The following is an 11778-nucleotide window of genomic DNA, read 5'->3' on the forward strand; positions in this document are numbered from 1 at the left end:
GTTCAGCGATGTGATGCAAAATGGATGCCTTGATGAATTCGCCTACCACCGCCTTCAATCGCAACTCCAGGCGCTTGCGCGTGGCGATCTACGCGCCGCATTTTGCAGAATATTCCTACCGGCTCGCGTCTGGCTTGGCGCGCCATTGCGATGTTCGCCTCGTCCTCAACCGCAAGGATGCGAACCAGCAGTGGGAACTGGCCGATATCGCGGCGACGACACCTTTCAACACAAGGATTCGCGATCTAAGCTTGCGCCGCGCCGGTGCCATCGGCATTCCGGCTTCATTCATGGACATAATTTCGTTTCGTCCAGACGTGGTTCATTGTCACGAAGTTCCGGAAGTCTATACATCCAAGCTGATCCAGTTCCTGCGTCCGCTTGGAATCCCGCTGGTGCTAACCGTTCACGACGCGATTCCTCATTCGGAGGGCGGCTCTGGCACCTCTCCACGCGAGGATGGCTGGCGCGCGCGCATGCGCGCGGCCGCGTCAGTCGTCACGACGCACGGCGAGAGCTGCGTTGCAGATTTTCGCCGTGCGTCGGCGGATTTTAATGGAGAAATCGTCTCCAGCATGCACGGCGTGCTCATGGTGCCCCCGACGCGGGCACCCGCCATCGAACCCGAATCTACACGGATCCTGTTTTTTGGGCGGATGTGGGCTTACAAGGGGCTGGACATCTTCATCGACGCGATCGATCTGCTGGACCGGCGCGGCGTGGCGCATGAAGCGATCGTCGCGGGCCGCGGACCCGAGATGACGCGGCTCGGCGCTCGCATGGAGGCGATGCCGACGGTCAAGACAATCGACGCCTATATCTCGCCCGAGGATACAGGACAATTGTTTCAGTCCGCGACCTTGGTCGCCCTGCCCTATAAGGATGCGACGCAGAGCGGCGTGCTGGCGTCTGCTTACGGGAATTCCCGTCCCGTCGTCGCCAGCGCCACCGGTGGCATTCCTGACGTCGTGACAGACGGCGTGAACGGGCTTCTGGTCCCGCCTGGCAATGCTGCGGCATTGGCCGATGCGCTCGAACGGGTCCTGACCTCGAAGTCGCTTACCGCAACGTTGACCGACGGTGCACGACAGACAGCAGCCGGTCCGTTGAACTGGGATCGCATTGCCGAGGGTCTGTTGCTATCCTACCACAAGCTTGCTGGCCGCACCGTGAGCGGATCGTGACTTATATCGCGATCCTCTAGGCGGATTGTTCCATCTTGCTCAATGACCGAAAGAACACGCCGCGGACCGCGCCATCCAGCAGTCGTCTCAGCCTGACCTCGATCAGCTCGTAGCTGATCGCGCTTGCAACCAGCGACATCAACGAGCCCAGCAGGATGAATGCTGCCCACAGCAGCCAACGATCGACACCGACAGCGACGAGCTTGAGCCCGATCACCTGCAACGGAAACAGGACAAACGGGTGCACGAGATACAGGCTGTAACTGATCTTGCCGACATACTGCAGGGCCGGTGTGCTGAGGGCTCTGGCGAGGCCGGAGTCCGGGGCTAGCACCATGGCGAACAGCAAAAGGCCCGGAATAAGACCCACGAACGGGTGAAACAGCACGAGGCTCGCGTACATGGCGATCCCGCAAGTCAGGCCCGCCATCAAACCAAGAGGTCCTGAAATGGAGATGCGCCAACCCGTGGCGCTGAGAAGCATGCCGATGCAGAAGAACGCCGTGATCGGCCAATGCAGAAGGCAGGCCACGCCCAGCAAGATCAAGGGCGCCGCCAGCATTCTGCCTCCGATGCGCCACACCGAGAATGTCAGCGCGAACCAGATGTAGAACGCCCACTCGTAAGTCAACGTCCAGGCATTCTGCTGAGCGATGGGCAAGCCGAGAGCATCCTGCACGAAGAACAGATTGGCCGTGAAGATCGCCAGATAGCTGGTCAGATCGATCCCGCGAAAGAATTTGTAGCCCACGATCGGGCCAATCACGAACAACGCGAGATGCAGCACGACGAACACCGGCATGATGCGCAGGATACGGTCGAAGAAGAACCGTGGCAGCGAGCCGTGCCGCACCAGACTGGCCGGGATCAGGAAGCCGCTGATCATGAAAAACAGCTCGACACCGTGGCCGCCGACATTGATCACCGATTGCAGCCATAGCCAGAGCGGCGGCAGGAAGCCGGGATCCGGAATGTCGTACACGCCTCCCTTTGGCATGTCGTAGAAATGATCCATCAGCACGCTCAGCGCCGCAATGCCACGAAGTCCCTGGACGGAGGGAACGAAAGATCCGTCGTATCCGGCATTCGGCTGGCGCGTTGTTTCGATCACTCAGCTGCCCCCTGCGCACTGAGCGCCGGCTCGAGAACGACCGCCCTCCTGCGCTTCGACCGGAATCTCTGGCCGAACGAGATGCTGGGCTTCTCGACGAATGCATATGTCGACCAGCTGACCAGGATCGACAGCGCCGCGACCAGCGCGGCGAAGGCGGCCCATCCCAGCGGTCCATCACCGAGCCAGACGAGGCGATGGATCCAGACGATCACGAATGGCGACATCAAATAGACGGAATAGCTGATGGTTCCCACGAACGCCATCGAGCGCCAGGCCATCCTCTCACCGAACGCCGCAAACGCGATGAAGACGAGCGCAGCGCAGACATAAGCCGACCCGATCGAGTAGCTGTAGAAGAAGTTCTCCTGATAGACGCCGCCGAACCGCCTCTCCGCCAGCGCGACGGCGAAGACCGCATAGAACACCGTACATACGGCGACGTGCGGCCATCGCAGCTTTCCGCCGATGACGGTGTCGCGGATGACCTTGCCCAGGAACATCGCCGAAAGGTTCAGCCCAACTTCCATCAGCGACGACACCGTCCTGCTTTCGACCAGAAGTGCTGCGGCTGTCCCGACCAGCGCCGCAGCAATGACAATCGCAACTGCAGTAAAGCGCCGGTTCAGCAATCCCATCGCGAAAAGAATGGTGCATCCGACATAGAACAGGAGCTCGATCGCCAAGGTCCAGTAGAAGACCCAGAGGTTCGGAATGTTCACGAAAGTCTGCAGCATCGTCACGTTCGCGATGACCTGCGACAACGGATAGGCATGGGACTCCAGCACCTGCATCGTGACGAGCCCGATCACCATGGACGTCCAGTACGCCGGATAGAGCCGAAAGAAGCGGCTGATCGTGAAATCGCGCACGGGAGTAGCACTGTCCGGAAAACTGAACGGGATGACGAATCCGCTGACGAAGAAGAACAGCACGACTCCGAACCGGCCGAAGTTCATGTAGTAGCCGATCGCATCGTGGAAGACCCAATAATACGCGCCGGTGGGGTGCTTCTGGACAATCACCTCGAGCACGTGCTGGAACAGCACCGACAACACGGCAATGCCGCGCAGCGTATCGATGAATGCAAGCCGTCTATGCATCGTTTATCTCACCTGCTCCCACGCGCTGCCGTCCCCGGCATATCGACGCCGAGGCCCTCCAACGAGCGGATCGGCCGCGGCAATTCTATCGGAACGGTGTCGGCTGCCCGCGCGGACGTCGCCCGCCGGGAGAATACTTCGCTGAAGCTCAATGCGATGATCAGGAGCCCTGATGCCGGACCGTAGTTCAAGACCGTGATCGTAAACAGGTTGACGACAAAGAGCAGCGTCAACTTGTAGACGTCGGTCGCTCCGAAGTTGGCCCGGAACACCATCACCATGAATGCGGCGAACGGAAGCCCGAACATCAGGTATGTTCCGATGTAGAAGTTGTCGACCGGTACCCAGTACGCCGCGAGCGGCGAGAACAGCTTCTGCGGATAGTTGAAGCAACCCGCGCCGCAGCCGGTGACCAGACCGATCGGCATCAGCTGGCTCATGTAGACGAACGGCAGCTGCCAGCTGTTATTGATGCGGTCGAGAATGCTGAACAAGGTCGAGTGCGGTACTGCTGCGGTGCCAGATGCGACCACGATCATGAAGAACGGAACGAGGATCGCAGCGAACGACCACAACGCGATCCCGCGGATCGCGGGAAAGCGCGACTTCTCCGGCAGCATTCGCACGATCACCAGCAGCACCAGGTACAGCACAAGAACGATCATGGTGGTCTTGCTGGTGGTCAGACGAATGACGTAGACCGCCAGGGAGCCGTACAGAAGGCACCATAGCGTGCTCTTGCGGATCGACGTGATCGCAAAGGACACGAGGATGAAGAATGCGGCCATGGTATTGTCGGCGGCAAAGCCCATCAGGCGCTGATCGTCACCGCCATAGGCCCACCACAGCCGGCCCGCCTCACGCACGGCGCCAAAGGATTCATATTTGTAGCCGACCCAGGGCATGAGGTAATACTTCGTCAACAACACGCCGATGACGGAGAGGTAAAAGGTCACGGCGATGACCGACAGCAGCTTTCGGTAGGAACCCAGGCTCGAATCGCAGAAGCAAAATCCGACGAACACCGGCAGCATCATCTTGAAAGCCGAGATCGCGGCGGTCGCAGTTCCCATCATGAAGTAGCCGAGCACCAGCGACAGCATGATCTGCACGAACACCAGGAGCGCCAGAGTGCTGCGATTGCGCAAAATGCAGTGCACGAAGAACTGGACCAGGCACAGAAGCGCAACGCCGTCGGGCAGGTACCAGAGCGTGTCCAGATGAAAGATGCTGGTGTAGTAGCGGATCACGCCGCCGAAAGCGTCTCGGACCAGATAGACCCCGAGCGCGATCGCCTCGATGTTGAGGTTGACCAGCGTGATCTGCGGGCGCTGCAGCGCTAGGGCCGTCATGCTCGCCTCAATTCGTCAGCCGCGCCGATGGCGCGGGAGATGGCGAAAAATCGGGCCGGCTTCCAAGAACATTCCGAAGCAGCTTGCCGCCAAGAATCTCGACGTAGAGATAGCTGAAGTTCGAAACCGCCAGCACAGCTGCCAGGGAGATCACGAGATTCAGCGTCGCCGGCAGCCCCGCCCAGATCGAATCGAGCGCCGCGATCGGCCGCGGCCCGAGTGCCCGCACGAAGTACTCTGCGAAAAGCACCACGAGCGCATGCACCATATATATCGAGTAGGATCTGCGCCCGAGCCACACCAGCGGCCGCGCCACCAGAATCTTCGGCACCAGCAACGCATCCGGAAATGCCAGCAGGCTGCCGAGGAAGGCTGCGAACACAAGCGGCGCCAGGAAGGTGGCCGCCGGATTGGTCTCTGCGAGGCTGACCAGGACGATACTGGCAATCATGGCGATCAGCTGCAGCCCTCCCTGCACTGCAGGGCTCGGCTTGACTGGCAGGCGACGAACGATCCTGACGGTCAACACACCGAGGAAGAAGCTCACAAAACAGCGAAGGATGCCGAAATCGGTCTGGAGTCCCAGACTCCTCTTGTCGAGCACGAAAACGATGACGACCAGACTTGCGACCGCGACCAGCCCGGAGACGGCGTAAAACCACGACAGCGAACGCATGCGCTGGGCCAGCAGAACGATCAGGCCGAACACCAGGTAGGTGTAGAATTCGACACTAATGCTCCAGCTCGGAGCGTTCCAGCTGAGATAGTCGATCAGTCCCATCGAATGCAGGAGAAAGACGTTTAGCAGGAACGAGTAGGCATTGTTCACCTCGAACGCAGCCGGCGCGGCAACCACGACGCCTGCGGCGACCAAGCCGATCCGCAGAAGGCGGAACAGCAGGTTTGCGATCAGCATGACGATGTGAAGCGGATAGACCCGCGCCAGACGCCGCACCATGAATTCGCGCAGCGAGAAGCGTCCGAAATCGCCCTCGACGTAGCTCAACGACATCACGATGCCACTGAGAACGAAGAACAAGTCGACCAATAGCCACGCGCTTCTGAAGAACGAGCAATTGATCCATGCATTGTGTGGGAATGCCGCGAGAAAGGTCGGCATCAGCAGGAGATGGTGGATCACCACAGATGTCGCGGCGATACCCCGGATGCTGTCGAGCGGCAGGACATGCGCTTTCTCACGATGAACCAACTCCGTCACATCGACATTCCGTAGCTGTTGCACCGCAGCAGTCTGTATCAGGTCTTTGCGTGCTTTCAATCGTCACGATCGAGGATTGGCGTATGACGCATGACGACCGGCGATAATTTCAACGCTCTCTGTCATTCGAACATGCGCGCGACAACTTTGCGCCATTTTTTCTGATCGAGAAGCATCGCGACGAACGAACTGACTGCGCTGGCGAATGGTCGCGAGCATTTGCGAACAAAATATGCGCGAAACCCGGCGGTGTTGCGATTTAGCCTGTATGGAAGATGTTTCTTCATCGAGGCGCTGTCCACGCGCTGCTCGCGGGAACAATTTCCGTGTGTCAATTTCGCGACGAGATTTATTTCGACCGCTTCAAAAATTTTCAAACTGCAAAATTCGCAGGCGGCATTGTGCCGATCTCGCAGGCATTGCAAATCGTACTTGCGCAACCGACGTGAGGTAAGACACTGATATGGCAATCGATGGCAAGCGCGACCGAATGAAGCCTGCTTTTGCGTCGCACAAAAATTGACACAGTTGACTGCCACTCTTCGTGTGTACTGGTTTTGCAGCAACGACGAAGGGACACGGATGAGCTGCGGAGTGACGCCTCGTACGAAGCCGAGATGGCTACCCATCATCTTGACGGGATTTGCTCTGATCGCATCGGGCGTCGGTCCCACCCGAGCTCAATGCGTCGGATTCTCGGACCGCGCCTCACAGACCGAACTCGACGCCTTCGTGAAGGCGCCGTCTTCGCTGCTGGAGCGGCTACGCAACGACAAAGAGAAGCTGAGGTCTCGCCTTTCCTCGTATATCGCGACCAATCCATCGGTGTTGCCGTCAGTGCAGACGCTCATCTCCGAATCGGCTTCCCCCGACCGCTCGACGATCGGCGCGGCGCTGCGGCTCGCAGAAGCGCTGTGTACGTCAACGAAGCCGGACGCTGCGCGCAAGATCAGGGATTTCACGCAACGGCTCGGCGACCTCGCTGTGCAAGCAGGCTATTCCGCGGCGGGGGAAGATGGCTCCAGCGCCCAATTGCAGCCGAGAGACAACAGGCCGACGCAGTCTCGGGGCGGAGCGCTCTTGGAAGGCGAATGGAAGACCAAACTGGCCAATCCATTCAAACCTGTTCCCCTCCCGAATTGATCCTTGACCATTAAGGCAGCAAATTTCAGATGTATCAGCCTAGAGAACACTTCCAATCGGGACACCGGTTCGGCATCGAGTTTGGCGGCGCGGTCCTCAGCTTTGACCGTGTGACCGACGTCCTTCGTCGGCAATGGCCGCTGATCGCGGCCGCAGTTGGCGCCTCGCTGGCTCTGGTGATCGTCTATCTGGTGCTGGCAAAGCCGATGTATACGGCAAACGCCCGTATCATGATGGACACCCGGCAAACCCAGGTTCTGGACAAGGACAGCGGGACCAGCAGCGCTCTGATCGACACCGGCTACGTCGACAGCCAAGTCGAAGTCATCAATTCTGACGATCTCATCCTTTCAGTCGTTCGCCGCCTGCGGCTCACCGAGGATCCGGAATTCAACGGCTCCAATCCAGGACTTCTCGCCGTCGTCATGGGCAAGGTCATGTCCGTGTTCGCATCCGGCGAACCGCCCACACAGGAGCGGATCGAGCATGCCGTGGTCGAATCGATTCAAAAGAGTCTCAGGGTCGAGCGCGTCCTGACCACATACGTCTTGTCGCTCAGTTATCGCGCACACAACCCGGACAAGGCAGTCAAGATCGTCAATGCGATTGCCGATGCCTACATCGTGGGTGCACTGGAAGCCAAGTATCAGTCGACCAAGCGAGCAACCGAATGGCTTCAGCAGCGGAGCGTCGAACTCAGCGAGCAGGCGACGGCGAGCGATCGCGCGGTGCAAACCTTCAAGGCAGAGCATAATATCGTCGGAACCAGCCGCGGCCTCATGTCCGAGCAGCAATTGTCGGACTTGAATACACAGCTGGTTCAGGCGCGGGCGGCCACTGCCGAAGCCAAGGCGCGCCTCGATCGGATCGAAGCGATTTCCGACCAGGACCTCGCCCAACCGACCGTGACGGACGCCCTTAACAACTCGGTCATTACGCGCCTGCGCGCCCAGTACCTCGATTTGCAGGCCCAATATGCCGATTGGTCAAGGCGTTACGGCAAGACTCATCTTGCGGCAGTCAATTTGGCCAACAAGATGGACGAACTGCGCAAGAATATCGCCGATGAGCTTCATCGGATTGGCGACGCTTATCGCAGCGACTACGAGATCGCAAAAAGCCGAGAGGCTTCTCTCGACAAGAACGTGAAAGAGCTGGTCGCCCAGGCGGGTCACACCGGCCAGGCGGAAGTCAAGCTGCGCGATCTCGAAAGCGCGGCCGACACCTATCGCAATCTCTACAATAATTTCCTGGAGAAGCTGCAAAGCGCCACCCAAAATCAGAGCTTCCCGCTCAGCGAGGCACGCCTGATCAGCACTGCGACCAAGCCTGATCGCAAAAGTTCGCCGCGGACGGTTTTGGCCTTGGTGGGGGGCCTGGTCGGCGGCCTCTGTCTCGGCTTCGGCGCCGCCTTTGCCCGCGAGTTCCTCAACGACGTCTTGCGGACCCCCGGAGAGGTCGAGGACGAACTCGGCGTGAAGTGTCTTGGTGTCCTGCCGGATATTCGCCCGCCGGCAAAGACACGCGCGTTGCTTTCGGCATCCGCGAAAGCCGACGAAGCGGGACTATCCCGCTACGTCGTCGATCATCCCTTCTCGCGGTTTGCGGAAACGTTGCGCAACATCAAGGTTTCGATCGACGTTGCGCGCATGACCCGGGAGATCAAGGTCATTGGCATTGTATCGTCGCTGCCAAAGGAAGGAAAAACGACGGTCGCGGCCAATTTCGCTCAATTAATTGCCATGACAGGTCACCGCACCATCCTCATCGATGGCGACTTGCATACGCGCTCGCTCACACGGGAACTCGCACCGAACGCCAACAGCGGACTGGTCGAGGCGCTCAGTGATCCCACGGGCTTCAGCTATCACGTGCAACGAAGCAAGGAGACCGGTCTCGATTTCCTGCCCTCGATCGTTGCTTCGCGCATGGTCAATTCGGCCGACGTCATCGCATCGAGGCCAATGGCCGACCTGCTCGCGATGCTGCGGGAACACTACGAATATATCATTATCGACCTTGCCCCTGTGATGCCGGTGGCGGACTCCAAGGCGTTCAGCGTCCTCATCGATGCAATGGTCTATGTGATCGAATGGGGAGCAACCACGCGAGCTGCACTTCAAGAATCAATCTCGGGATCGGAGATCCTTCAGAAGAAGCTGCTGGGTGCCGTCCTCAATCGCGCCAACCCGAAGATGCTCGGGCGCATCGAGGCGTATAAGGGTAAGCACCGCAACAGCTATTACGTCGAACATTCCTAGGGCGAAGGAGGCGCAAGCCGCACAGTCTGCGGCCACGCCCCTCGCGCATGCCCCGATCTGCTGACGACCGCCGCGGAGCCTTCCGGAGATAGGCTGCTGAGGGCCCGCATTTCGGTCCCGTCGTCTGCAGGAACGGGCTGAAACGGCCCTCGGACCTTCGCAGCCGTGGCGGGACGCCACGGCTGGACGACGATGCGTGAGCGGGCTCGATTGAGTTCCGGCGCTGCGAAGACGTCTGGAACCAACCCACCAAGACATTTTCGTCGCCCGATGCGCTTCGCATCTCCGTATTCATCCGGAATCCACAAATGACGATCTCTGCCATAGCCCAAGGCATGGATTGACGACGGCGATCCGGACGAAAGATAGTAGATTGTGACGTGTTTCCTGCACAAACTTGCCCCTGGCACGAAGGGCTGTTCATCGTGACCGAAGCTTGGGCTGCCGAATCCTTGAGCACCTTTCCTTCCGAGGTTCAGGAGGCTAACGTGCGCTCATATTCTTCGTACTTTTTCGGCAGGTTCGGATGGTGATTGCTCTTATTGTCTTGAGCATCTGGGTGTTGCTCAACATTCTTTTCGTGTTGATCGTGGTTCCCCCGCGTAAGGCCCGCCGGGAATCCCGGCCGCTGGCGACCACTCTCGCGCCTGCCCCGCTCGATCCGAATCGCCGGGAACTCGAGCATGACGAGCCTTTTTCGCTTCGCCACGTCGTTGCCTCAGTCGCCATGGGAGCGTTCTTCGTTCTTGTGCCGCCAATGCTTGCGCTGCGGGACGCCGTCCTTCGCCTGTTCAAGAAGACGCCCGGCAACGGAAGCTAACGGCTCATTGCGTCCGCCGTCCCCTTGAGGCGGGGTCCTATTAATAGGCCTCCTGGAACAGCACCGTCGAGGCCGTACGCGCCATGATCTTCAGATCCAGCCAGATACTCCAATTGCTGACGTACCAGACGTCATATTCCACCCTTTTTTCCATCAGATCGATCGTCGGGGTTTCCCCCCGGAAGCCGTTGACCTGAGCCCAGCCTGTCAGGCCCGGTTTCATGTGGTGGCGGTAGACGTATTTGCTGATGAGTTCGTCGTAGTAATTGTCATGGGCCAGCGCATGCGGGCGCGGCCCGACCAGGGACATGTCGCCGCGCAAGACATTCCAAAGCTGCGGCAACTCGTCGATGCTTGTCATGCGAAGGAAACGCCCGATCTTGGTGACCCGAGCATCCCGCTTCGTTGCCTGGGTAATCGTCTGCCCGTCTTCGCAGACCGTCATGGTCCGAAATTTCCATATCTCGAACGGCTTGCCGTTGAACCCTCTGCGCGACTGGCGAAAGATGGCAGCTCCCGGCGATCCGAGCTTGACCAGAACGGCGACTGTCAGCAGCAGCGGTGCAAGTATGACGAGCGCCAACAAGGCTACTCCCACATCGAGACAGCGCTTTTGGAAACGCTCGAAAACACTGAGCGGCGGCCGCTGAATCTCGACCGCCACGGTCCCGCTGACCGGCAGGAATGGGCGCGACACGAGGTCGGCGATTGAATCGTCCGGCAGAAGTCGTACCGGTTGGGGCACCGCACGCAGGAAGGGCCCGATCTTTCGAAGCATCGGCAATTCGTTCCAATCGATCGCTAGAAGATATTCATCGACGTCCGCCTGGCGAGACTGCCGAATGACATCGCGAATCTGCCGCTCCCAATGGCCATCGCCGCTGTCGATCCCCAGCACGAAATGACGCATGACGTCGAAACCGTTCCTGCGCAAATCCTTGAAGCGGCTTGAGGTGAAGTCGAGCGGCTTCAGGCTCAACAGGATCACCTTGCGATCGACCAACCGGCTTCTGGCATAGTTTGTCGCGAGTACGAACTGCCAGACAAAGCGCAGACTGACCAATCCGGCGCCGCCGATTGCAGCAAAAATGATCACTGTGCCACGAGACAGATTGTCCGTCGATTTCAGCAAAAATGCCGCGACCGCGAGGATCGTCAGCGACGCCAACCAGATGAAGACGGCCTTGCGCAGTTGCCAGACCAGATTCAGCAAGCGATGCGTGGCGTAGACGTCCTGGGAATATGCAACCGCGACGAACACAACGCCGACGATCAATCCCGCCCCCATCGATGCACCGTCGCCAGTGGAGGCAAGCGCGATATTGTAGAGCGCCGCCCCTGCACCGTAACTGAGCAGGATGAGCAGCAGGTCAGCAGCGATGATGACGATCTGAAAAGGTCGCTGAAGAGCCGTGCCGCGCGTTGACGACAATGCACCAGCGCTTTCAGAACCATAAGTTGCAACAGCCATTCGAACCTCTGCTATCGAGAATGCTTGACGCCGATCCGTGATGCTGAAGATCCGTCACTTCCCCGAACGCAAACTGTGAAGTGAACACAGCGATATTGTGGCGCTGCACGCGAA

Annotated in this window: 10 protein-coding genes; 4 read left to right on the top strand and 6 right to left on the bottom strand. The window is 59.2% G+C overall.

What is annotated here, in order from left to right; genetic code table 11:
* Nucleotides 1-20: 20 nt before the first annotated feature.
* Entirely contained in the window at nucleotides 21-1184 is a 1164-nt protein-coding gene (locus AC0L3C_RS10795; protein ID WP_473407922.1) for a glycosyltransferase family 4 protein, read from the top strand.
* Nucleotides 1185-1200: 16 nt separating this feature from the next.
* Here the strand turns inward: AC0L3C_RS10795 and AC0L3C_RS10800 are convergent, their stop codons facing one another.
* From AC0L3C_RS10800 to AC0L3C_RS10820, 5 genes are all read right to left on the bottom strand, one after another.
* Nucleotides 1201-2295: an acyltransferase family protein gene (locus tag AC0L3C_RS10800; RefSeq protein WP_473407923.1), complete on the bottom strand. Its 1095-nt coding sequence runs from the start codon at nucleotides 2293-2295 to the stop codon at nucleotides 1201-1203.
* Nucleotides 2292-3398 (bottom strand): acyltransferase family protein, encoded by a 1107-nt coding sequence (locus tag AC0L3C_RS10805; RefSeq protein WP_473407924.1) that lies wholly within the window; start codon nucleotides 3396-3398, stop codon nucleotides 2292-2294. Before AC0L3C_RS10805 ends, AC0L3C_RS10800 begins: the two co-directional genes overlap by 4 nt.
* Nucleotides 3399-3406: 8 nt before the next feature.
* The gene (locus AC0L3C_RS10810; protein ID WP_473407925.1) at nucleotides 3407-4750 is read right to left on the bottom strand and encodes a hypothetical protein; all 1344 of its coding nucleotides are present in this window, start codon (nucleotides 4748-4750) and stop codon (nucleotides 3407-3409) included.
* 7 nt (nucleotides 4751-4757) lie between these two features.
* The gene (locus tag AC0L3C_RS10815) at nucleotides 4758-5969 is read right to left on the bottom strand and encodes an acyltransferase family protein (protein WP_473407926.1); all 1212 of its coding nucleotides are present in this window, start codon (nucleotides 5967-5969) and stop codon (nucleotides 4758-4760) included.
* A 122-nt stretch (nucleotides 5970-6091) separates the two neighbouring features.
* Nucleotides 6092-6601, bottom strand: a complete 510-nt coding sequence (locus AC0L3C_RS10820; RefSeq protein ID WP_473407927.1) for a hypothetical protein — start codon at nucleotides 6599-6601, stop codon at nucleotides 6092-6094.
* 1 nt (nucleotide 6602) lies between these two features.
* Here AC0L3C_RS10820 and AC0L3C_RS10825 point away from each other — a divergent pair, with 1 nt between their 5' ends.
* From AC0L3C_RS10825 to AC0L3C_RS10835, 3 genes are all read left to right on the top strand, one after another.
* Nucleotides 6603-7112 (top strand): hypothetical protein, encoded by a 510-nt coding sequence (locus AC0L3C_RS10825; RefSeq protein WP_473407928.1) that lies wholly within the window; start codon nucleotides 6603-6605, stop codon nucleotides 7110-7112.
* Between the two features lie 29 nt (nucleotides 7113-7141).
* A complete protein-coding gene (locus AC0L3C_RS10830) occupies nucleotides 7142-9373 on the top strand; it encodes a GNVR domain-containing protein (protein WP_473407929.1) in 2232 nt (743 codons plus the stop codon).
* Nucleotides 9374-9899: 526 nt separating this feature from the next.
* Nucleotides 9900-10193, top strand: a complete 294-nt coding sequence (locus tag AC0L3C_RS10835) for a hypothetical protein (protein ID WP_204513783.1) — start codon at nucleotides 9900-9902, stop codon at nucleotides 10191-10193.
* 40 nt (nucleotides 10194-10233) lie between these two features.
* Here AC0L3C_RS10835 and AC0L3C_RS10840 read toward each other — a convergent pair whose 3' ends face one another.
* The gene (locus tag AC0L3C_RS10840; protein WP_473407930.1) at nucleotides 10234-11664 is read right to left on the bottom strand and encodes an undecaprenyl-phosphate glucose phosphotransferase; all 1431 of its coding nucleotides are present in this window, start codon (nucleotides 11662-11664) and stop codon (nucleotides 10234-10236) included.
* Nucleotides 11665-11778 lie beyond the last annotated feature (114 nt).

The sequence above is a fragment of the Bradyrhizobium sp. WSM4872 genome (assembly GCF_055811715.1).